At 36.0% G+C, this 23,802-nt stretch carries 22 protein-coding genes; 9 read left to right on the top strand and 13 right to left on the bottom strand.

The genetic code is table 11. From position 1 onward, the window contains the following. Positions 1-317: 317 nt before the first annotated feature. On the bottom strand, positions 318-1,208 hold the full coding sequence (locus ACIQLB_RS02365) for a LysR family transcriptional regulator (protein WP_400720370.1): 891 nt from the start codon (positions 1,206-1,208) through the stop codon (positions 318-320). A gap of 117 nt (positions 1,209-1,325) precedes the next feature. Between ACIQLB_RS02365 and ACIQLB_RS02360 the strand changes: the two genes are divergently transcribed. The 8 genes from ACIQLB_RS02360 to ACIQLB_RS02325 all read left to right on the top strand — a co-directional run bounded on the left by ACIQLB_RS02360 (position 1,326) and on the right by ACIQLB_RS02325 (position 10,397). Continuing rightward, a complete protein-coding gene (locus ACIQLB_RS02360; protein WP_400720368.1) occupies positions 1,326-2,528 on the top strand; it encodes a YbfB/YjiJ family MFS transporter in 1,203 nt (400 codons plus the stop codon). A 324-nt stretch (positions 2,529-2,852) separates the two neighbouring features. After that, complete coding sequence (locus tag ACIQLB_RS02355) at positions 2,853-3,281, top strand: HEAT repeat domain-containing protein (protein ID WP_400720366.1); 429 nt, start codon at positions 2,853-2,855, stop codon at positions 3,279-3,281. A gap of 743 nt (positions 3,282-4,024) precedes the next feature. After that, positions 4,025-5,212: a GGDEF domain-containing protein gene (locus ACIQLB_RS02350; protein ID WP_400720364.1), complete on the top strand. Its 1,188-nt coding sequence runs from the start codon at positions 4,025-4,027 to the stop codon at positions 5,210-5,212. A gap of 316 nt (positions 5,213-5,528) precedes the next feature. Next, positions 5,529-5,882 (top strand): hypothetical protein, encoded by a 354-nt coding sequence (locus ACIQLB_RS02345; RefSeq protein ID WP_483869702.1) that lies wholly within the window; start codon positions 5,529-5,531, stop codon positions 5,880-5,882. 105 nt (positions 5,883-5,987) lie between these two features. Beyond that, positions 5,988-7,085 (top strand): pyruvate dehydrogenase (acetyl-transferring) E1 component subunit alpha, encoded by a 1,098-nt coding sequence (gene pdhA / locus ACIQLB_RS02340; protein WP_400720360.1) that lies wholly within the window; start codon positions 5,988-5,990, stop codon positions 7,083-7,085. Continuing rightward, positions 7,085-8,062, top strand: a complete 978-nt coding sequence (locus ACIQLB_RS02335) for an alpha-ketoacid dehydrogenase subunit beta (RefSeq protein ID WP_400720358.1) — start codon at positions 7,085-7,087, stop codon at positions 8,060-8,062. Before pdhA ends, ACIQLB_RS02335 begins: the two co-directional genes overlap by 1 nt. A gap of 12 nt (positions 8,063-8,074) precedes the next feature. Beyond that, positions 8,075-9,280 carry a dihydrolipoamide acetyltransferase family protein gene (locus tag ACIQLB_RS02330; protein ID WP_400720356.1) on the top strand — a complete coding sequence of 402 codons (1,206 nt, stop codon included), beginning with the start codon at positions 8,075-8,077 and terminating at the stop codon, positions 9,278-9,280. A gap of 595 nt (positions 9,281-9,875) precedes the next feature. Further along, a complete protein-coding gene (locus tag ACIQLB_RS02325; protein WP_400720354.1) occupies positions 9,876-10,397 on the top strand; it encodes a DUF6886 family protein in 522 nt (173 codons plus the stop codon). 50 nt (positions 10,398-10,447) lie between these two features. Here ACIQLB_RS02325 and ACIQLB_RS02320 read toward each other — a convergent pair whose 3' ends face one another. Further along, entirely contained in the window at positions 10,448-10,927 is a 480-nt protein-coding gene (locus tag ACIQLB_RS02320; protein ID WP_400720352.1) for an NUDIX hydrolase, read from the bottom strand. A gap of 240 nt (positions 10,928-11,167) precedes the next feature. Between ACIQLB_RS02320 and ACIQLB_RS02315 the strand changes: the two genes are divergently transcribed. Further along, positions 11,168-11,635, top strand: a complete 468-nt coding sequence (locus ACIQLB_RS02315; RefSeq protein WP_400720350.1) for a 2-thiouracil desulfurase family protein — start codon at positions 11,168-11,170, stop codon at positions 11,633-11,635. A gap of 315 nt (positions 11,636-11,950) precedes the next feature. Here the strand turns inward: ACIQLB_RS02315 and ACIQLB_RS02310 are convergent, their stop codons facing one another. The 11 genes from ACIQLB_RS02310 to ACIQLB_RS02260 form a co-directional block, all read right to left on the bottom strand. Further along, a complete protein-coding gene (locus ACIQLB_RS02310) occupies positions 11,951-12,352 on the bottom strand; it encodes a hypothetical protein (protein ID WP_400720348.1) in 402 nt (133 codons plus the stop codon). Then, positions 12,345-13,151 (bottom strand): hypothetical protein, encoded by an 807-nt coding sequence (locus ACIQLB_RS02305; protein WP_400720346.1) that lies wholly within the window; start codon positions 13,149-13,151, stop codon positions 12,345-12,347. Before ACIQLB_RS02305 ends, ACIQLB_RS02310 begins: the two co-directional genes overlap by 8 nt. A 229-nt stretch (positions 13,152-13,380) precedes the next feature. Then, positions 13,381-15,750 carry an ABC transporter permease gene (locus ACIQLB_RS02300; RefSeq protein WP_400720344.1) on the bottom strand — a complete coding sequence of 790 codons (2,370 nt, stop codon included), beginning with the start codon at positions 15,748-15,750 and terminating at the stop codon, positions 13,381-13,383. Between the two features lie 3 nt (positions 15,751-15,753). After that, positions 15,754-16,512: an ABC transporter ATP-binding protein gene (locus ACIQLB_RS02295; RefSeq protein ID WP_400720342.1), complete on the bottom strand. Its 759-nt coding sequence runs from the start codon at positions 16,510-16,512 to the stop codon at positions 15,754-15,756. A gap of 246 nt (positions 16,513-16,758) precedes the next feature. Then, positions 16,759-17,244: a DinB family protein gene (locus ACIQLB_RS02290; protein WP_400720340.1), complete on the bottom strand. Its 486-nt coding sequence runs from the start codon at positions 17,242-17,244 to the stop codon at positions 16,759-16,761. A gap of 74 nt (positions 17,245-17,318) precedes the next feature. Further along, positions 17,319-18,761 carry a sensor histidine kinase gene (locus ACIQLB_RS02285; RefSeq protein ID WP_400720338.1) on the bottom strand — a complete coding sequence of 481 codons (1,443 nt, stop codon included), beginning with the start codon at positions 18,759-18,761 and terminating at the stop codon, positions 17,319-17,321. 6 nt (positions 18,762-18,767) lie between these two features. Continuing rightward, the gene (locus ACIQLB_RS02280) at positions 18,768-19,478 is read right to left on the bottom strand and encodes a response regulator transcription factor (protein ID WP_400720336.1); all 711 of its coding nucleotides are present in this window, start codon (positions 19,476-19,478) and stop codon (positions 18,768-18,770) included. A gap of 23 nt (positions 19,479-19,501) precedes the next feature. Next, positions 19,502-20,032, bottom strand: coding sequence for an ABC transporter permease (locus tag ACIQLB_RS02275; protein WP_400720334.1), 531 nt, complete (start codon positions 20,030-20,032; stop codon positions 19,502-19,504). A gap of 195 nt (positions 20,033-20,227) precedes the next feature. Then, positions 20,228-21,094 carry an ABC transporter ATP-binding protein gene (locus ACIQLB_RS02270; RefSeq protein WP_483869701.1) on the bottom strand — a complete coding sequence of 289 codons (867 nt, stop codon included), beginning with the start codon at positions 21,092-21,094 and terminating at the stop codon, positions 20,228-20,230. 647 nt (positions 21,095-21,741) lie between these two features. After that, positions 21,742-22,758, bottom strand: a complete 1,017-nt coding sequence (locus ACIQLB_RS02265) for an ABC transporter permease (protein WP_400720330.1) — start codon at positions 22,756-22,758, stop codon at positions 21,742-21,744. Continuing rightward, positions 22,755-23,483 (bottom strand): ABC transporter ATP-binding protein, encoded by a 729-nt coding sequence (locus ACIQLB_RS02260; protein WP_400720328.1) that lies wholly within the window; start codon positions 23,481-23,483, stop codon positions 22,755-22,757. The genes ACIQLB_RS02265 and ACIQLB_RS02260 overlap by 4 nt, the downstream gene beginning before the upstream one ends. Between the last annotated feature and the right edge of the window lie 319 nt (positions 23,484-23,802).

Here is a 23,802-nt window from a genome sequence, read left to right as displayed (position 1 = left end):
AAAAAACGAATATTGATGAAGTTTTTACAGATTTTCTAGATGTGTTTCACTATTTTTTAACAGCTTTAACAAGCATTGAAATGGTTCATTGTCACAGCGTGTTGATTTCCGTTCCGACTGGGCGCTTTCCTGGGGGCGTCCAGTCTTCACTCCAATCAACTTATATACAAAGCATACGTTTTAACAAATGTAATCCAAAACTTTTGTTGATGAGATATTGAGATAAAGTTAATTACAATCTTTTAGGAATAAAAAAACTACACACCAATTCGTTGTTATACAAATTTTGTGTAGTTCAAACTTTTGAGAAGCGATTGTTATGAAATTGAGTCATTGATGATGTTAATAAAAGTATTAAAGGTCGAAGAGATATTTTGTTCATTTTTTCGTGTGCAAAGATAAATAGGGCGCTGAATATCGATGTCTTTTATAAAAACTCGCGCTATTTGCTGTCGTTGAATAAAGCTAGAAGCTGCTATGGATGGAGCTAGCATCGTACCATATCCAGCTGCAATGGCGTGAATGGATTCATTGATGCCATCTAGTTGTAGCCCTACTCTTGGTGGTGGGATTTTATGAACTTTACATAAAGCGTTTAAATATTCTTTCGTAGAGCTACCATCTTCCCGTGAAACAAATGGCTGCTGCATTAATTTCGCTAATGTCACTTTCTGTTCTGCCAGCGGATGACCATCTGGAACGATAAACCAATAATCGAGATTCATGAGAAATTGATAATTAATATCTGGATGATGACCATCCTCTTTTACGATAAAACCCATATCAGCCTTATAGTGAAGTAATTCTTCAATAACCTGTTGGGAGTTAGCCGTTTTTAGGTGGATATTAGTTGTCGGATAGGCTTGTTTATACTTTGCAAGCCATTTTGGTAATAAAAAATGGGATGGGACATGGGTAGAAGCAATTTGTAATTCCTCATTACCTGTGTTTTTTAATTGCTCTAGTTTGTTTTCAATATCCAATTCCAAATCAAATAATCGTTGGGCCTGTTTAAATAAAAATTCTCCGTTTTGTGTTAAGGTAATTCCTCTACCTTTTGATTCTAAAAGAGTTAAGCCTAGTTCTTTTTCTAAATTTCTCATTTGAATGGTAACGGCAGGTTGACTAATCATTAGAGCTTGCGCTGCCTTAGAAACACTATTGAGCTCAGCTACTTTTGTGAATAATCTAAGAGCATGTAAATTCATTATGTATCCCACCTCTTATAAGAATTTTTTATCCTTTTATATAAATTATATATTAGATTTATTAATTTTCACTCTGTATCCTTTTAATTACAAGAAGTTTTTGGGGGTGGGGGCAATTTGAATCGACAGCACATCGGAATTTTATTTGGTGGGGTGCTATTACTTGTAGTAGCTATGGGAATTAGCCGGTTTGCATTCACGCCAATATTGCCATTTATGCGTCATGATGTTGGGTTTTCGTTTGAAGTCGCAGGATTTTTGGCATCAAGTAATTATATTGGCTATTTCATTGGCGCTTTATGGGCAGGATTTATCAATCGCCAAAAAAAGAACTTTTTATTGATAAGTGTTGTTTTGAATGTCCTTTCTGTTGTTCTTATGGGAATCATTGGAATATATAGTGTTTGGCTTGTGCTTCGTCTAATTGCGGGCATTACAGGGGGACTTATTTTTGTATTAACATGTAGTATTATTATGGATTATTTAGCAAAGCATTCACTTACACGATGGTCAGGCTATTTATTTGGTGGTATCGGATTAGGAATTGCTATTTCAGGTTTATTAGTCCCTGCTATTGAAGCACGTTTTGCTTGGCAAGGTACATGGATAGGCTTAGGGATTTTATCTGCTATTTTTTTAGTGATGACATATATACTTTGGAGAGGTTTGCATGTACAGGATAGTGTGAAAACCGCAAAATCTTCTGATGCAAAAATGACAAAGGGCTTTATGCCATGGCTAATTGTCGCATATGGCTTTGAAGGGTTAGGCTATATTATTACAGGTACTTTTTTAGTGGATATCATTCATAATATTCCTTCACTACAAGCATACTCTTCGTATAGCTGGGTCGTTGTTGGGGTAGCGGCTATCCCGTCAGCACCTGTTTGGACTGTATTATTAGAAAAATTCTCTGCCATCAAAATTTTGTTTGTCGCGTATATATTACAAGTAATAGGCATCTTGTTACCAGTCTTTTCACAAACAGTTTGGAGCGTATTATTATCGTCATTTTTATTCGGCTTAACATTTGTAGGAATTGTAACGTTAACGACGTCTTATGCACGTCAGCTATTCCCAACACAAAGCGGTCCAGTAGTATCATTGTTAACAACATTTTATGCCTTTGGACAAATTATTGGGCCAATTATCGCGGGTCAGCTTGTGGCAGTTTATAGTAGCTATAAAGCAGCTCTTGTATTTGCAGGAATCATCGTATTTTTTGCATTGATTGTCATGGTATGTGGAAGATGGATCACTGTTAAACGACAGTCCACTTTAGACAATGCATTGCCTATCAAGACTCAATCCAGTTCTTAAATTAGAAAAAAGCCAGAAATCCGATTAGGGGTTTCTGGCTTGTGTTTTTACTTAAGGCTGTTTTCTCAAAGATTGTTGCTTCTGGTTTATCTATCTTATTCAACTAAAGCACCTGTTAGTTGAATAAGAAAAGCAAATCTAATAAAGAATAGTACATACTTATGATACGGTTCATTACGGTTCACCTTAATGTAGTTAGTTTCCATTTTCTATATATATCCTTACCAGCGATTCATAGCTATTTTCACCCAGACAACGTATAATAAGAGAAGCAGAAGAAGAAGAATTCATTTTTCCTCTAGTTAAAAAAAGAGGTGCAATTACTTGAAACAGTTTGAAACAGCATTACCTGAGCAGTATGAAACATTAAAAAAACAGGCCAATTATACGTCTAGCTGGCGAGAGCGTTTAGACGCAGTCGAAATGTTATCGGCTTATCAACATGACAAAATCATAGATTTATTAAAAAATCGTATGCAGCATGATACTGTCAACAAGGTGCAATTAGCAGCCTATGAAGCACTTGTGGCGCTTGGCGAGGACGTAGAGAAGCCATCACCTGCACGTTTTGATATTATCAAAGGAACAGACAAAATTTTCCTACGAGTTAAAAAGAGCTTGCCGAAGGATCATACAGTGGCAGACTTTGCGGATAAACTAAAACGTATGCGTTTAGATGTCTTTGATGCGTATGAAGGCGACAAAGGTGTACAATTTATGAACTGGTTAGAGGAACGTTGGGCAAAACTGTAATCAGTAGTTTTGCGATTTATGAAGGAAAGTCATTCTCTCCGCTTCTGGAGGGAATGGCTTTTTCTTACCTTACGCTGCGGTTCATCGAAACTAATATTAAATTGTATTACTTCTTTTCTTTGATCGTCTATCTTTATTGTTTAATGATAGAACAAACACCTTATTAAACTAAACTGCTCCGTTAGTTCAATAAAGAAAAAAAGAGCTGCATACGCAACTCAATGTTTTTCAAGTAAAGCCTCCGTTTGTTTAAGTGTATTCATTCACAAATAGTTATTTCAACCTATATCTCTTTCTAAAAGAGACTAAAAACTAAATTTTGTAGCTATTTATTATAAACCGCACTTACTTATGAAACGGTTCTCCGTGATGTATCTAAAAGAGTTTTTTTACCCTTATATCTGAAATAGCAGATTGTTCTACTGTTAGTTTAACCTCCACATTATCAAGCACTGGTTATGGACATCCTACAAAAAGGATTCCTGTTCAAATCACACCATATAAATTAATAGTTTGATGCTTAGTTTTTTTAAGTTTCTTGCACGAAATTCTTTATTTATTTCGTGCATTTGTTACATACAACCTTAATTATTTTAACACTTTTACTTATTATAAATAAGTGGAAATAGTGTTAACTTTTATCATATTTGAAGTACACTTCTGAAGAACGGAAGTATGTTGAGCCCCCTATTTTTGCTATAATCATAATGATTGAAAATTCGCTTATAAGTAGGTGGCTCTTTATGAATTTATTTTTGGATATGAAAACAATTATTCTATTGCTCGGTATAGGCTACTTATTTACTCTAATCCTTATTAGTGCTTATGGGCATAATCATTCAAAGGGTTTAGCAATCAGAACTTTTTTCTTAGCAAAATGCTCTCAGAACATAGCATGGTTTTGTATGATTTTTCGCGGAGAAATTCCTGACTTTCTATCCATCTCTTTTGCTAACTCGATACTATTTATTGGAACGTCTTTAGAAATTATTGCATTTTTGTATCTTCAAAATAATTTCCGTCTAAAGACCAAGATGGTGATGATATATTTTGTTTTGACTCTACTCAGCATTATCGGTTTCCAACTCATTGTTCTTTTTTATAACAAAGAAAACGTTCGAATTTCATATTACTCCTTTGTAATTGCGGTAATCTTAATCCCTGTTTATCGAATGGTTCTGGGGAAAGCTTCCACGTTTCTTATGAGAATCATTGGTAGTCTATATCTTCTTGTTATCGCAGCCTTTTTGGTCAGAGGGGTGACTGCTCTACTATCATCTACAGATTCGATAAGCCTCTATTCTCCTGGAGCTTATCAATTAATCTCCTTACTATCTATTTATCTTGTTACGAATTTAGGGAATTTAGGATTTGTCCTGTTAATGAAGGAAAAAGCAGACCACGAGTTAATCCGTTTAGCTAGTTATGATGATTTAACAGGCACATTGAATCGTAGAACCTTTACAGAAAAGGCGAAGAAGTATCTCACGGATTATTCTAAAAAAGGACTGCCTCTATCCTATCTGCTCTTTGATATAGACAACTTTAAAACAATTAATGACACTTATGGTCATCACGTTGGAGACCAAGTACTGCAAGACCTGACAACACGAATTAAGCTACATTTAGGCAAAGAAGATTTGTTTGTACGTTATGGAGGCGATGAATTTGGCATCCTGATCCCTGGAAAAGATGAAACCGACTCAAATGAGATTGCTGAGCAAATCATACAGACACTTAATGGGGCTATCAGCCGTAGTCTGCCGGTGTCATATACCATTAGTTTAGGTGTCCTCACCGTATTTCCAGATCAGCATATGCAATTGGAAACACTATACACTACTTGCGACAAGGCCCTTTACAGCGCTAAAAATAACGGGCGAAATGGTGTTTTTCGAGGCCAGATTGACGTACATAATGCCGTTTTATAATCGTAAATTTAAAATCAAAAAAACATCCTTTTTTTTTGGGGGGGTTTCCTAATCCTAAGCAAAAAGCTTCCTTTCATGTACACCATAATCTTAAAAATCATCTCACCCCTATGAAATATATAGAGGATACATGATTTTAATCGGACTTTTTCACAAATTATCAATCATTATTATAATTGAACAAACTTTATTATAAATAATTAATCTTTTTTGCAAATCTACAATTGGCGACGGTGTTGCTATTCCGAGTCGTTATGCAAAAGAAGATAATAATTGATTGAATCTATCGCGCTCCTCTAAAAAAGCGCAATGGCCGATGTATTGGAACGGAACTAGCTTCGAATTTTTGTATAATTACTTATCCTTGGCAGTTGAAAACAAGGAAATATTTAAATTGATTCATGAAGCAAAAGGTGTGTCCCCGTTAATTGAGGAGAAATGGGAATCAATCACGGATCAATTTATTAAAAGGGTATCTGCCAACATAGAAATTGTTCGAGAGCTGGGGCTGATTCGCAATGAAAATTATCATGCGGAGGTTATTGCGGGTTCATTGTATTACATTGAGGAGCGGTATTTATGGAAAATTATTTTGGACAAAACAGACATTCCAATTGAGGAAATTGCTCGTGATATGACAACAATGTATACATTTGGTTTGTTTAAATAATTCTCTTTAAAGTGAAAAAATGCTAAATAATAACAAAAATAGCTAATGACGCGGCGTCTATTTCTTATTTATAATTAAAATAACGTTATAGAGGGAGGAATTGAAATGTGGTTAAATCAGTCTTGTTTAGAGGGCGGAGTTGAAATGTGGTTAAATCAATCATGTTTAAAAATTGACACCGCGTCAGTTTTGAAGGAAGATTGTTCGTTTTCGGAAACTTTCTTTAAAAGAACTGCCACAGATGAGCAATGTATCGAAATGTATAAACATATGGTACAAGGAAGAATCTTTGATGGGATTGCATTGAAATTTCAACGCCAAGGTAAAATAAAAACATATCCGCCAATTAGAGGGCAAGAAGCGGCACAGGTTGGAAGCGCTTACGCATTGAATTCGAATGATTGGATTTATCCTAGTTACCGAGATATTGCGGCTTCATTTGTTCACGGGATGCCTATCGATAAGTTCTTTTGTTACACAATGGGTAAGATGGCTGGGCAGCATTTAACTGATTTATCTATTTTTCCTATTCAAATCGTTATTGGAGCGCAATTTTTACATGCGGTAGGTGGGGCATGGGCTAGTAAATATAAAGGGGAAGATAGTGTTTCGGTTGCTTATATGGGTGATGGAGGTACCTCTGAGGGCGATTTTCATGAAGCATTAAATTTTGCGGGTGTCTATAAATTACCAGTGGTTTTCTTTATTCAAAACAATCAATGGGCAATTAGTAATCCAATTCATAAACAAACCGCTAGCCAATCAATCGCACAAAAGGCGTTGGCTTATGGGATTACAGGAATTAGAGTAGACGGCAATGACGTATTAGCAGTTTATGAGGCAACGAAGCTTGCTATAGAAAAAGCTAAAAATGGAGAGCCTGTGCTGATTGAAGCTGTTACATTCCGCCAAGGACCGCATACAACTGCAGACGATCCGACGAAATATAGAGACCAAGCTGAAGTTGAGCAATGGCTGACAAATGATCCTATAGAAAGAATGAAAAAATTTATTATTACTACTGGGCTATGGGACGAGGGGCAAGAGGAGGAGCTGTTAAATGACTGCGAAGAAATCGTTTTAAAAGCTTATGAAAAGGCACTTACAATCGAAAAGACAACGATTCCAAAAGTACTAAAAGCAACGTATGAAACAATGCCTCAAAACTTAGTAAGACAATTGCAACAAAGAGGAGAGGTGTAATGATGGAGATGACAATAGTACAGGCAATCAATACATGCCTGATCCAAGAAATGGAAAATGATGAAACAATCCTCTGTCTCGGTGAGGATATCGGAAAAAATGGTGGAGTTTTCCGTGTGACGGATGGGCTCATTGAACGTTTTGGAGAAAGGCGTGTAGTTGATACACCGATTGCTGAATCTGCAATTATCGGAGCTGCAGTAGGTTTAGCCACTAGAGGACTTAAACCAATAGCAGAGATACAGTTTTTAGGGTTTATTTATGAGGCGATGGATCAAATGGTAGGGCAGGCTGCACGCCTTCGTTCTCGAACGGAAGGTACAGTTACCGTGCCGCTAGTTGTTAGAGCACCGTACGGAGGAGGGATCCATGCACCTGAATTACATTCAGATAATTTAGAAGCATTGTTTTTACACTCACCAGGTTTAAAGGTAGTCATGCCAAGTACGCCTTCTGATGCTAAAGGGTTACTTGCAGCGGCGATTAAAGATCCAGACCCAGTATTATTCTTAGAGCCGTTGAAGCTATACCGAACGATAAAAGAGGAAGTACAAGAAGAATATTATGAAGTGCCTATTGGTAAGGCGGCAACTGTTCAAGAAGGGGAGCATGTGACCATCGTTACATATGGTCCATGTGTCGTAACGGTTAAACAGGCAGTAGCGCAATTACAAGAGCAGGGTGTGTCTGTGGAAATCATCGATTTACGAACAATCGCACCTATTGACTATGAAACCATCATTCAGTCGGTAGATAAAACTGGCAGACTAGTCGTTGTTCATGAAGCGGCAAAAACAGGCGGTGTAGGGGCGGAAATCGCAGCAGTTATTGCCGAAAACTGTATGTATGCTATGCACGCACCGATTTTACGTGTCACAGGTTATGATACACCTTTCCCAGTATCGAGCATTGAGGCAGAATGGATGCCAACCGTAGCGCGCATTGTAAGTGCAGTACAAAATGTCATGAAAGAATAGGGAGGGATCGTAATGTATGATTTTTTACTCCCTGACGTAGGGGAAGGTTTACATGAAGCAGAAATTGTTGGCTGGTTTGTAAAGCAAGGGCAAAAAGTAGCGATTAATGAGCCTTTAGTAGAGGTTCAAACTGATAAAGCCGTTGTAGAAATTACAGCTCCAATTACAGGGGTGATTGAGAAGCTTGGAGGCGAGGAGGGAAATACCATTACGGTAGGTAGTCTGCTTTGTCAATTTAGTAAAACCTCAGATTCATCACCACCCCAGCAAACACAGACACTTGGAGAGAAAAAAGAGGAGAGTATCCCGAAAGAGAAGATTGAATTTTCAGTATTAGGAAGGGTGAAGGCAGCCCCTTCAGTTAGAAAAGCAGCGCGCACTATGGGCATTAATATTGAAGAAGTACAGGGCAGTGGACCAAACGGACGGGTGTTGCGATGTGATTTAGATGAACATGCTAAACAATCATCGTCTGCGATAGCGCTAGTGCAAAACAAGTCAAAACGAAGTGAAGATGAAGCTAATGAAAATAAAATCATCCCCATTCGTGGCTTGCGCAAAGCAATCTTTGAAAATATGCAAAAAGCCGTTTCTAAAGCAGTATTATGCACCGGAATGGAAAAAATAAATGTGACGAATTTAGTGGCTTTTAGGAAAAGTGTTCAACAGCTGCCGGAAATGAAGGACAAAAAACTAACTTACTTACCTTTTTTAATCAAGGCAGTTGCAACAGCTTTACAGGAACATGAGCAGTTTAATGCCAAGGTAGATGAAGACCAAAAAGCACTTGTGATTTTACCTTATATTCATATTGGTGTTGCAGTTGCTACTCCAGACGGTTTACTTGTGCCAGTGATAAAGCATGCAAATAAAAAAAGTATTTTTGAAATTACAGAAGAGCTAGAAAGCTTATTGGCAAGGGTTCTTTCTAAAAAAGCAACGGTTGAAGATTTAACAGGTAGTACTTTTACAATTTCTAGTACAGGAAAGGACGGGGCGATATTTGCGACGCCGATTACTAACTATCCTGAAGTAGCAATCTTGGGCTTTCATAAAATTGTGAAAGAGCCAATCGTAGTAGAAGATACGATACAAATTGGCCATTCAATGACACTGTCTTGCACATTTGATCATCGTGTTATTGATGGCGAGCCAGTAGGTGCATTTATGCGTAGTGTGGCAGGCTATTTAGAGGAACCTGTACGTTTTTTACTATAGTTCTAAATGATAGATGTAGCCAAAGCGATTTCTGTTGTTCTGTAGGTGTAATATGCAAGCTACTAAGACACATAAGGAATGCTAATTTAAGTTGTTTTTCAGCGGGTGTCCAAATACCTGTACCTGTTGCTACGTTTTCGGCACAAAAGATATCTGCTGGAATAAAGGAACTCAGGCTAAGAACTTCACATCTTGTGAAAACGCCTGAGTGACCAACATTGTGCTGTTGCCACTGCCGCTTCGCTTTCGCGCAAAAAACATTTGTTGGTCTAATACCTCCGGACACAATTATATCGAGGCATAATAGATAGGTGGGAGATGGATCACTGTTAAACGACAGACCACATTAGACAATGCCTTGCCTATCAAAACTCAATCCAGTTCTTAAATTAGAGAAGCCAGATATCCGGTTAGGGATTTCTGGCTTTATTTCTTTTTTCGTAAATGAAAAAATATGAATGTGCACAAGAAAGGTAACGTTACAATGCTATACTGAAATGAGTGAATAGTATGGCAAGAACAGTAACAACAAACGCTGGAATCAATATACAGAATTTCATAGTCTTCAAATTAAGAAAATAGGGAGGGGAAACATGTGCGCATATATCATGTCAGTGAAGAAAGTGATATAACAGTATTTCACCCACGATTACCTGATCGACTAGATTTAGATCCAGAAAAAGGCCTAGTATGGGCAATCAACGATACAAACTTGCCTATTTTTTTAACACCTAGAAATTGTCCGCGAGTTTGCTACCATATTGGTGCCGATACAACCGAACAGGATAAACGGGCCCATATAGAATCAGCATCATGTGGACATGTTGTCGTAATTGAAAGCAAGTGGTTTGAGACGATGAAAAATACGAAACTCTACTTATATGAGTTTGACATCCACGAGTTTACACTACAGGATCAAAATGCTGGTTATTATACAAGTGAAACAACACAATACCCTATTGCTAAAGTTGAAGTAGAAAATTTAGTTGAGGAAATGTTTAAACGTAATGTTGAATTACGGGTAGTTGATAGTCTGTGGATCATTTATGATGAAATTCAAAAAACAACATTGAATTGGTCGATGTGCAGAATGCGATTTGCACAACCAAGAAAATAATTAGTAAAGCCTCGTAAACGATACTATTGCGTTTACGAGGCTTATTATATTTAGACAGTAAGCACAAATGGGATACTCGTAATATCAATCAATTCACTATCTTTATATGTAAATATGTATTCATAGTTAGCTGTTTCTTCTAGCATTTGCGGTAAGTAATATTTTAAATCTGCTATTCCTACATTTTTAGGATGGAAAATCCATGATAGATCTTTCCAATCTAAAATGCCTTCTGCAACTTTAATCGGTGTCACATAATGATAGGATTCCGATAATTCAGCAATAAAAGCGTACATACAGCCAAAGTCGGTCATTCCATCAGTCCATGTTATTTTTCCTTTGAATGTAATATCCGGCAGTACAATGCCCGTTTCTTCCTTAATTTCTCGTAATGCACCAGCCAGTGGAGTTTCATCTTTCTCAATCTTTCCACCTACACCATTCCAAGCCCCCATCCATTCAGGAAAATCCCTATTTAACAATAATATTTGGTCACCCTTCTTAAGAAAACAAATTGTGAATTCAACCAAGTCTTTTTCCTCCTTTTTAAAAGATAGAATGAGTTCATTATAGATAATTAAAATAGTAGCACAAACCAAGGAAATGGTTGACCTCTTAATAATAAAAAACTGTTTTAAAATATCAATAATACGAAAAGAGAAAAGGGTTGGCCAAGGAAGTAGCTTATGTCATCGTAAAAGCGGTTGACAGACTCTTTTAATAAGCTAAAGTTTTACTTATACGATATTGATAAAAAACGAGGTGCACATATGATTTTGATAAGTTCTTGCTTAGCAGGATTAAAGGTACGTTATAACGGAACAGATAGTTTAGATGAAAAAATACAAAAACTTGTGTTAGAAAATAAGGCCATAACTGTATGCCCTGAACTTATGGGAGGTTTTTCGACGCCTCGTGAGCCTGCTGAAATTGTTGGAGGAGATGGTGAAGACGTACTTGCTGGAAAAGCGAGAGTAGTTGAAAAATCTGGCCGGGATGTCACGGAGCTTTATGTAAAGGGCGCATATGTAACTTTACAGAAAGCACTAGAACTAGGTGCGACTAAAGTTATTTTAAAAGAGTATAGTCCATCCTGTGGCAGTGCAATGATTTACAACGGGGATTTCAATGGTACAAAATTAGTTGGCGTTGGCGTAACAACTGCATTACTAAGAAGAAATAATATTGCGGTCTTTTCTGAAGAAGATTTTTTCTCAGAAGTTAATCAATACACTTGATGATATAGATCGAGAAATATTTATAATGAAGTTTGTCATTGGAGTGAACTCAAAGGATATTGCAGCTCAGGTTGGTTTATTCGCCTCATCAAATCATCAGAAGATATTGGTGAACAAACCGAAGAAAAGAATGCATTCGGGGAATCAGTTACTAGAAACGGACCAATGGAAGTAGCCGATTATAAGGAATCAACCCTTGCACCGATTGTAATAAATCTGCAAAAATATTGGGTAACGAACAAATATCTTCTTTAACTCCAAAATGTTAATAAAAAAGTTGCTCTTTTTTATTGAGCAACTTTTTTTAAAGTTAACTTATTGAAACTCTAGAAAGTTTGGTTCCTCAGGATAGTATAGATCCTTGCGTAAGCAGACATCCCGATGTGTGAGGATTTCGCCTTTAAATCGAATCCAAATTTCATCATCTGCCATTACACCATGTGTTTTACGCACGATGCCCCAACGATTATAGGCTTGCATATCCAGTGAAGCCAGTAATTCTTTTGCGTTGACCCGAGTAGGGGGGAAGGTTCGCCATTTTAGCCAACGTTCCAGTTCTTCTAAGGTTATATGCCCCTCCATCGTTGGTGAAAATTGCTTGTTAAAATCTTCAATATAGTTAATAACATATGGTGTGCCACCATCAGACGGTTTTAACTCAACATTTGCAATAATGTCATCCATCCACATCACGTCAAAAGTCATGTAATCAATCAATAGCTTCACTTCCTTCTATGAATAAATGTTTCAAAGCTGGATTACGCAACTGTGAAAGTAATACGTCCTTAGCACGTCCAAAATCGTACGGTGATTGTTCGATTGTCGCTATTAATTTCTCCTTATCAATAAAGGGTGGTCCTTCATAAAGAGCAAGTTGTTTTGTGAAAGATGAATTCAGTGGTTTTGCCTTTACTTTTCGCTTTAAAATCGTTAAAGGTTTGCCAGGTGGATAGTCTTTTTCATCAGATAATAGGCTAAGCCCGTTATCGAAAATAGGTGCCAACTCCCATGTTTTTCCTTTTGGATCGTATAAAAATAAAATGTTATTTGTATGCCGATCTTCATTTAGAATAAGGGCATCAAAAGCGAATAGCTGTGCAATCTGATGATGTACAACGAGTCCTGTATACTGCTCAACCTGCGCCATTAATTGCTCGAATTTTTCTTTAGTAGAAAGTGTTTTGTTATTTGTAATAGGGTCAGTAGAGCTGAAATTTGCTTCAAACAAGCGCTCAAGTGTCACTTCCTGTTTTGTACCACGAAAGTCGAGTGAATAGCAGCCTTCAAATTGTTCACCGTCAGCCAACTGAATGATACATGGCTGATAGACGACATATTTAGAGCAATCAAGAGTTGAGCATTCAAGCATGAGGGAAGCTAATACTTCTGCTTGTCCCTCATAACCTCGTGCATTTTGTTTGACCCACATGTTGCCAATACGCCATTTCGATTGATCCCCTTTACTAGAGGTACTAATAATATGTTCAGCATCGATAGGAATATGAATTGCTTCCATGTCATCACATCCAATCTAATCTAGTTTGAATTTCTTCTATTATATAATGTTATCATCATTTAACGCACGGAAAATTGCCCAACCAGTATTGTTTGTCGCTTCTTTATACTTTGGCTTTTCTTGAGATGATCTATAAGAAAAGGTTGGAGGTTGGATTGAATAAATTAAAAATGACAATCCTTATACGAAAATAATCGCCCCCACTACCTAAGTAGATCGGGGGCATTTTTTAGTCAACGAGCAAAATTCGAGGTGAGGTTTTGGCGATTATTTTCGTTGATAACCAACAACCAAAACAAGCGGCCAAAATACTTAAAAGAGATAATCCAATACTAACTGGCCAGTTTATCGCAAGGGGGAGTTCAAGTAAGCCGTATTCTAAAAGAATGCTTTGTAAAGCTACGGGTATTACTTTAATACCGATAAAAATCCCAAATATAGTCCCTAGTGATGAAAGAAACAGAATTCCTGATGTAATCGACCATCTAATAGTATTTGAGGTCATACCAATAGATTTAAAAATTCCGTAAGTTCCGCTTTCTTTTCTTACATTTATTCTAGAAACACTATAAATAATGATGAATGTTACAGTGATAAATAAAATTCCGATAACAGATAATGGGATTATTAAAACAGCGACCACTACTTTAAAGACATTATCTAATGATGTTTGTTGTGTTTCAGCTGAGACAGAGCTTTTAAAATTATTGTTTAAATCATCAGCGATTTGATCTGATAATGTCTCATCTACCAAATTGATCATACTTTGTTTTGAAGCAGAATAGGTAGCATTATAAACTTTGATAACATCAGCGGTAATTCTCGCTGAATTAGACATATTTGCTATCGATTGATAGATACCAGTAACAATCAAATGATGCTGCTTGCCTTCGATATAGACTTCCACAATGTCCCCTAGATTTTTGTGTAAAGCCTTCGCGACATTAAGGCCAATGGCTATTTCATTTTTATTTACAGGATTACGGCCAGAAATTGTCTCGTATCCAGCAGCATCAAAACTACCTTCAAGAGTATCGACTTTAATATTTAACGGTTGATTTGGTTCATTAGGGAGAACCCCTGTAAATTGATCTAGCCAAGCGTGATTTTTAATGCGTTCATCTGAGCGTAAAAATTGTTCAAACTGTTGTTTTGAAAATGTTGCTTCATTAGAAACCGTTACTACAACATGTGATGAATCGTAGCCAAATGCTGGTGTGTTTTGCTTGATGGAAATAAAGCTATTAAGCATGACTGCACTAAACACTAAAATAGCAGAAGTAATGGCTGTAAGAACAATAATAAGAATGGAACTTTTCATATTTTTGGTGATGGTTTTAATGCCAATTTGCAAATTAACAAAATTAGAAAGGCGATTAGAGTTATTTAAACGACGATTCAATTTACTGTTTGCAAGTTCTGACATGCCGTATTTAATTGCCTGTACTGGTTCAACGTGGCGTGTTTTGTTTGAGTAAATGAACGCAGTAAGGATAACAATGACAAGGATTATGACAGCAAGTAGCATGGTGATTCTAAAATCTTGAATAATCGTTAAATGTTTTCCGGACTTTAAATAAGATAAAGAGCTTTCTATGATCACTCTGGAAAGGATTGTACTGGCAATAAGGCCAGGAATAATCGAGACTACGGATAATAAAGCAAATTGTAAAACATAGGTCGCGCTAATTTTTAGAGAAGTAAGTCCGAGAGATTTAATGACACCAATCGTTTTATAGTTAGTTAAAATGGCATCTGAAATACTAAAACCAATAATAAACAATGAAATGAATAACATTGCTACACCAAAAGCAATCATGATAAAGCCGATAATTTTATTAATAATTAAATTAAACGAATAGAGATCCACGTATTCCATTTTTGATTCAAGGTAGGGGCCGTTTAAAAATTTTTCGAATTCTATCCAATAGTTTGCACTTTGCTGATAATCATCAAAGCGAAGAGCCATCATATATTGTTCAGACCCTATCATCGTATCAAATTGTTTATGATAGTCAGAGTCGTTCATCCAAATACGAGCATTATTTGAAAAGGGTCCACCATATGGCAAATCTACAACTATACCAGAAACACTTAATGAAAAAGCTTTTTCGCCGGTGTTAAATTCAATAGCATCTCCAAGTGAAATATTCGAAGTAGAAGCCATCGATGTGGGAATCCAAATCGTTCCCTCAGTAGGATAGTCCTGATTTTCACCCTCTGAAAATAGTAATCGATCAATAGCAAAGGGCGTTTTTGGTGTATTCATCATGAATAAGAGATTTTGCGTTTCTACACCATTCGCTGTGAAGCCAGATAAATTTCTATAAGGAATGAGATTCGAGGCAGTAACTCCTTGTTGCTCTTGCCACCAATTGTTGACAGTGATTGGATTATGAATATCCTTACCCATCGTTAAAATTTGATGAGCCCCATTTGAATCATGATGTATTTTTTCAAAAATATTGTTTGTATTCATAATAATTGTTACAGAGGTAGCTAATAAAAGGGTGGATAGCATAATTAGGATTGCTAATAGTACATTTTGGATTTTTCTTTTCTTGATATGTGCAAAACAAAGAGTAATAACTGCGTGCATTTTTTACTCCTTTCCCGCGACATAAGAAAAGATAATATGTTCACGCTCTTGTATGCTAGCATCATCGTATTGTTCGAAGTTTAAAATGCCTCCAATTTTTCCATCCTGAATGAAAATAAGCCGATTAGCACGACAGGCAGCTTTTATATCATGTGTAATCATTACTACAGACTGACCCTTTTTGTTTAAATTCGTTAAAATATCTAAGACAGCTACACCTTGATCGTAATTTAAACTACCCGTTGGTTCATCTGCAAACAGAATCTCTGGGTCATTAACTAATGCTCTAGCAATAGCAGCTCTTTGTTGCTGTCCACCAGAGGTTTGCGAAGGTAAACGATTTCGTTGTTCTTCAAGTCCCATTTTATTTAATAGCATCTCCGCTTTTTTGATCACATCTTTTTTAGGATATTTTGCAATATATCCTGGGAGGGTGATGTTTTCTAGCAATGTCATATCCGGGACGAGATTACTACTTTGATAGACATATCCAATTTTTTTAGAGCGAAATGTTGCTAACTGCTGTTCGGTAAATGTATCTAGCCTTTCTCCATGAAAATAAACTTCACCAGTCGTAATGGAATCAAGACCACTTAAAAGATAAAGCAGTGTCGATTTACCCGAACCGGAGTTTCCCATAATGACTGTAAAATCTCCTTTATATATTTCAATATTAATATTTTTTATTGCATGAAATTGCTCACTCCCTGTGGAATATGTCTTACATAGATTTTGAGCTCGAATAAGTACCTCTTTATCCACGAGAATACCTCCTTCAAATGTATTACTTTTAGTGTAAGGGTGAATTATTATAAGGTCCTTATTAAATTATTAATAAATTCTTACAACATATATGTAGATTTGAAAATCGTATTTTATCCTGAATTAACAGCCCGTAAAAGCAGATTGGTGGAGATCTTATAAACAGTGGGTATAACATAGCGAAATTTTATATAAAGACAAAAATAAGCTTTGGATATAAGATGATGTCCAAAGCTCTTTTATAAATTATTTTGTTTTTACCTGCTCAATTTTTAATCCGAAAATTTGAGGCGGTTCAATCTTGTTCAATTGTAAATATGTAGAGATTTGTCCGCGATGATGTATTTCATGCTCGGGAATCGACATAAGTATTCTCCAAGCACTTACTTCATGACCATGAAGGGTTAAAACCTTTTTTGACACCAAACCGTTACCAATTTTCAATAGCCCCTCTGTTAATTTAGTTTGACATGATTCTAAATAATTTGAAATATCCTCAAGAGTAGCCCCCTTACTAGTATCATGTCCTGCGTACGTCCACGAGCCGTGTTCAAATATTCCGAGGAACATCAAACGAGATGATGCAATATGTCGCAATAAATCACCTATAGAAAATTTATCTTCTGAGGGCTTCCAATCTAAAAGTTCGTCAGGTATTGCCTTCATATATTGCATCGTTCGTTTATGAACACCATCTAAATATTTTACATATCCCCCTATGTCTTGAATCATGTCTGAACTCTCCAATCTTTTCGGACTTTCATTACTTATATTCTTAATTTTTCGGAATTATCCTCTTGAGAAATTTAAATAATAGGAAGAGTTAATGTAAATGTTGTTCCTTCATTTTGCTTACTTTTAAATGAAATGGAACCATTGTGAGCTTCCATAATATGCTTGCATATAGATAATCCGAGTCCGGCTCCTTCATTTTTCACAGCAGTCTCACCTGTAGCTTGAGTACCTCTGAAATAGCGTTCAAAAATAAAAGGCATATCTTGAGGCAATATCCCATTACCATTATCTATTACATTAATGTATAGTAATTGATTTTCAATATTGATAGAAACGGTTATGGAATCGCCTTTAGTAGTATGCTTTAGTGCATTCGTAATAAGGTTTGAAAGTACTTGCTCTAGTCGATGCTTATCTACTTGAATAAGTACATTAGGGATAGACTCTGGCTCGATAAAATGAATGCCGGTCGTTTGGACGTAATGACGAATTGGATGCAAAATATTCGTAAAGATATCTTTGCTGTATTGCTCTGTTAAGTTAACCGGGATATGCCCAAGTTCTTTCAAAGTGTGAATAAATAAATCATCAATTAACCTGGACATTTTTTCAGTATTTGTCTGCATAGTTTGAATATACGACATAAGCGAATCCATATCAGGACAAATTCCTTCAGAAATAGCGTCTAAATAAGCTTTTATTGTTGTTAGAGGTGTTCTTACTTCATGAGAAATACTAGATATAAGCTTTTTTTGGTTTTGTTCTTGTTCATCTCGTTGAATAGTAAGGTTTTTTATTTCCAGGCGCATTTGATCAAACACTGCATACAATTCACCGATTTCATCTGCCCGCGAATATACTGTTTTTTGTTCATAATTACCTTTAATAATTTCCTTAGTATTGTTTTTCAAATGATTTAAAGGAAGCAAGATTTCCTTGTTAGACTTCCGTACAAAGTACAAGGTCAGTCCTATAATGCAAAAACATAATAAACCACATATGAATAAAAGTATAAAATTGCTAGGAACAGGCTGTTCTATGGGGAAGAGTATATCTCTATCAATAGTAAAAATAGCGTTCCCTAGTTGTTCATGCGTCTCACTAATTATAGGGAAGGCAATTTTTATGATCCCAGGTTGTTGTTGAGACGTAAATAAATCATAATGTAAATCTTCTTCTAAGTTAATAAACTGTGAAATATCGCCTTCGATTGAATTAAATAAAATTTTTCCATCTAATTGAACAACTGTAATATCTATTCCTTCGCTATTGCTCATTTCTTGGAGGGAATTGCGTAAATTTAAATTCTGTTCGAGACTTGTAAAATGATCTTCTATGTACAATAATTGTTCATTTACTTTTAAACGAATTTGATTGATCACAAATTCATTTTGTGGTTCGTCACTGCGATTAAAATTTGTGAAAAATAATGTGAAGATACAAATAAACAACAGTAAAACACAGATTAGTGTCGACCATAACCATTTCTTCATCCAATTTTTTATGTACATCATGCTCTCCTACAAATAGTTTTGAGTACTAAATTTATAGCCAACGCCCCAAACGGTTTGAATATAAACAGGACAAGATGGATCGATTTCAACTTTTTCGCGTAGACGTCTGATGTAAACGGTTATCGTATTTTCATCGCCATATGTCTCATAGCCCCAAATAGCATCGAGTAACTGATTTTTAGAGAAAACCTGATTACGATTTTTCATTAGAAAAAATAGTAAATCAAATTCTTTAGCTGATAGGGGAACGTGCTTTTTATGACGTAAAAAAGTATATTCATTTTTATTGATTTCCATATGATCGATTTGAATCATATCTACCTGGCTTGCATTGTCCTGCAGCCATCTATCCTGTTTTCGTAAATGGGCATTTATTCTTGCCACAAGCTCACTTAAAGAAAATGGCTTTGTCATATAATCATCTGCACCGAATCCCAAGCCAAGAACTTTATCGGTGTCACTGTTACGAGCACTTAAAATTAGTATAGCAACATTACTATTTTCACGAATTTGACGACATAATTCGATACCATCGCAATCCGGGAGAGAAAGGTCAAGAATAATGAAGTCAGGATAGGTTACCTTCATATATTGGATTGCCTCATGACCAGTATTAACGATATGAGGATCGAAATGGTTGACGCTTAAGTAGTCCTTCATGATAGTTGCAATAGCACTTTCATCTTCTATAATTAGCACCTTGGCTTTCTTTACCATAATAATTCTCCTTCGTTAGAAATTTACTTCCTTTTTCGATTTGATAGGAGGAAGAACAACAAGATGACGAAGCTTGCATAGATGAATATCCAGGCAAATTGCCAATAAAAACTGTTCGGTATTGACTTTATAGAATCTTCTGAACTCATTATTTCCAGTGAAAAACGGACAGGTGGAAGCAGCCAAATTAGTCCCTTGATCTGCAAAATTGTCTCTTTTAAAGTAGCGATCACGACAGATACAATTAAAATGGCAAGTACACCCCACCAAGTATTTTGCTTGTTTTTAACGAGTTCTCTCGTAAAAATAGCTGAAAGTGCGATAGCTAGTACAGCTAAACTAAAATGAGAGAGAAATCCTAGTAATTGATGAATAAATCTTGGTTTTTCTCCAAAGGCGCCAATTAGAGTAGGGTAGATCACGGATATACAGCTTAAGAATAAACCAATCAGTACACAAATTATAAAAATTCCTAAATTATATTGTGTGCGACTTTTAGCATGAAGTGTTGTTATTACTTTTTGTCCTTCGTCTTCTGCGTGAAATAGTGTCACTGTAAACCATCCCATTAGAAAAAAGAGAATAATAGCTGTAAACGAATAGCTATTTAATATAGGATTTGGGGTAAAGGTATAGTTGACAACAAGACATAAAATGAAAATTGAAAAGGGTGGGACATATTTATAGGTCCTTAAATAATTAATGAAATGATAGCGCAATAAACTAGTCATGTTAGCATCTTTTCCTCCTTAAAAATGGGTATAAAATTGTTCCTCCTTTTGATTAATTGGGATTAATTGTTTAATAGAGGCTTTTTTCTGTAGGAGATCCAATAATACTTGATCTGTATCTTCTGTCTTAATAACGGTAATGACCTCATGACAACCATTATTTAAAAGACTTCGATGTTGAATTTCAAGAAAAGGAAATAGGTTGTCCAATAATTTATCACTTGATATTTCAAAAGTTAATTTGTTTTTCTTTATATTATTTTTATTGAATGAATCAACTTGAATGACCTTATTATTTTGAATAACAAGAACTGTATCAACAAGATGTTGCAGTAATTTTGTTTCGTGACATGTTAAAACGATACTTAACCCTTTGTCCTTTAAAATAGAGAGAGTTTCTTCTAAGTCACTTTGGGCCTTAGGATCGAGTCCTGATAACGGTTCATCTAAGATAAGTAGATCTGTGTCTTCAAGCATTGCCTGCATAATCATAACCTTTTGCTTCATACCCTTAGAAAAATTAACAATCCGAATGTTCCGAGCTTCCTGTAAATGAAATAATTCAAGTAACTCATTTATTTTTTGCTGTAGTTGCTTTTTGGCCATGCCTTGAATACTGCCCATATGATATAGATATTCTTCAGGCGTAAACAAAATATGTGAAGGGGTCACTTCTGGCACATAGCCAATTTTTAAAGATTGTCGATGTTTCACGATAGAACCGCTGTCAGCATCGACTAATTCCGCAATAATTTTTAGAAGGGTACTCTTACCAGACCCATTCTTTCCTACTAGGGCTATAATTTGATTGGCACAAATAGAAAATGTAGCATTCTCTATAATTTTCTTACCTCTATACTGTTTAGAAATGTTCTGTATTTCCATAATCGTATCCATCTTTACACACCTTTATTTTTAGGCTTTATAACCATCAACTGTAAATTTAGTATAGATGAATATTAGTTCCTTTGCTAATAGAAAGTTGGTGTAATTTTCTATTTTTGAATATTTATGTTGTGTCTTCATAACGTGGGTTGATTTCTGTTCCAGGCTACTCGCTTTGTTGCTGACGCTTCGCTTTCGCACAGAGCAAAGCTTCCTGTGGGCGAGCGCCGAGCCGCTTCCTACGCTTCGCTCCATGCAGGGTCTCGCCTGTCTCGCATTCCCACGGGAGTCGAGTAGCCTTCCACTCCAATCAGCAATAGTGTAGAACTTTTATAAAACTTATGTATTTCAAAAGTGAACGCTATGTTCCTTAGAATAGAGTAATTAACAGTTACGGCAATTGTAAATCTGTTGTTACTATCGCATTGCTTTTGCACAAAAACACATCTTGTTGAAATTTCGTTATTTAGAATGAAATGTCCGAAAATCATGCTAAGTGAAGTGGTTGATTGGAGTGAGGCTGGGTGACTCCTCAGGGATTAGCGACAAAGCGCCCAGCCGGAACGGAAATCAACCCCACAATATGATGATAGCCCTAGATTGAATTGAAAAGGTTCTGCCCAATTTGATTGAGCAGAATCCTTTGATTATAATGATCGATATTTTTTTAGACTGACAATATTTAATGTAATAAATACAAGAGCGAAGCATGCAAGAATCGCTAAGTCGGAAAGAATTTCACTAAAGGAATATCCCTTATACATAACCCCATTCAACGCGTCAGCGGCATAGTATAGTGGCATAATACGACCAATATTTTGCAGCCACTCCACCATATTATCAAGTGGGAAAATACCTGAAAAGAAAATTTGCGGTATAATGACTAGCGGGATAAATTGCATCATTTGAAACTCTGAAGCAGCAAAACTTGATAACAGAGCTCCTAATGATAATGAAACAAGTGCAACGACAATATTGATAAGCAGCACAAGCCAGATGGAGCCAACGTGTACGATATCAAGGACATAAACCCCGAAAAGAACAATAATAGTCGTTTGAATCAAAGCAAACAATCCATAACCAATCATATAACCAGCAACAATTTCAGAACGTTTAATCGGTGTTGCTAGCAAGCGTTCTAATGTCCCTGAAGTTCGTTCTTTTAACAACGCTATACCTGTTATTAAAAAGACGAAAAAGAATACAAAGAAGCCTGTCAGCATAGGGCTAAAAATATCAAAAACAGCGGTATTTTCATCGCCATATACATATTCAGTCGTCAACTTCATCATTGCAGATTGCTCTGGCTGTAAAACCTGCGAAAGCTTCATCTTTAAAGCCTTGGCTGTAGACGGATCATCATTTAATAATGTGAGCTTTAAATGAGTTTGATGAATAGCTAGCCAGCCATCATATTTTTCATCTTTTAAACTGGCAATCGTTAAATCATTTTTTTCGATAACATGAAAATCTGCCTCTTCAAGCTTTTCAATTATTGATGCAGGACCATTTGATACGACTAGTGTCATTTCAGGTTCGTTACTATTAAAAACAAAATACATTAACGAAAGCACAAGAAGAGGTGCAAAAAATAATAAGCCAAGTGTACGTTTATCGCGGATCATTTGCTGTATAATTCTTGTAACAATTGCGCCGATTCTCATAGTGCTTCACCTCCAGCCTTTAAAAACACTTCATCAAAATCCTTTGCCTGATAATGAGCTTTCAAATCATGTGGTGTTCCATGCGCAATAATATGACCATTGCGTAGCATTGCCAACTGGTCACAGCGCTCTGCTTCATCCATTGCATGTGTTGTTACTAAAATTGTTTTATGCTCATCGTTTTTTAAACGAATTAACTCCTGCCAAATTTCTTTTTTCAACACGGGATCAATACCAACAGTTGGCTCATCTAAAATCAACAACTTTGGATTTTGGATAAGGGCAATTGCAAGGGATAATCTCCGTTTCATTCCGCCAGAATAATTCAACACCTTACTATTTAAATCATCCGTTAAATGAACGAGACTTGCAGCATAATTGACACGCTCCACACGTTCTTTTTTTGATAATCGATAAAGCTTAGCAAAAAAATGAAGGTTCTCTTCACCGGTTAAATCTAAATACAGTGCATCAGATTGTGCCATATAGCCGATATCCGTCAGCAATTGCTTATGAGGGACTGTATAATTTAACACTTGAATACTACCGTTATCAGGTTTGATCATTCCCATAATCATTTTAATTAACGTAGTTTTCCCACAACCTGAAGGACCAAGTAAGCCAATAAGCTGTCCCTTTGGAACTTCTAAGGAAAGCGGGGCAATTACTTGTTTTTGGTGAAACTTTTTTTCAATGGAGTTTAGTGAAATTGCATTGTTTCCCATATAGCCATCTCTCCTTTACTAAACACAGTGTTGATACCTGAAATTTTAAGGCAGTGTTTTGGGAATTACAATAAACAGATAACTAAAAAGTGTTCAGTGATTTTGGATTTCAATATTTTCGAGGCAGATGAAATCAGACTTCCTAAGCAAAAAAACAACTTATTTCTCCAGAATACGTTGGAAATAACTAACTATGACCGTCCGATTAATTATTGATGGATTTTTGTAGGTCTGTGAAGTTACTACCTCAGGTGCCGTTTACAAAATAAGATTGAAGGAAATAAATAAAGAAGAGAACCGATAAATAAGGTAATGCCTG

The organism is Lysinibacillus sp. NPDC092081, from assembly GCF_044755845.1.
In the GTDB taxonomy this organism is placed as follows: Bacteria; Bacillota; Bacilli; order Bacillales_A; family Planococcaceae; genus Lysinibacillus.
This window is presented reverse-complemented; position numbering and strand designations above follow the sequence as displayed.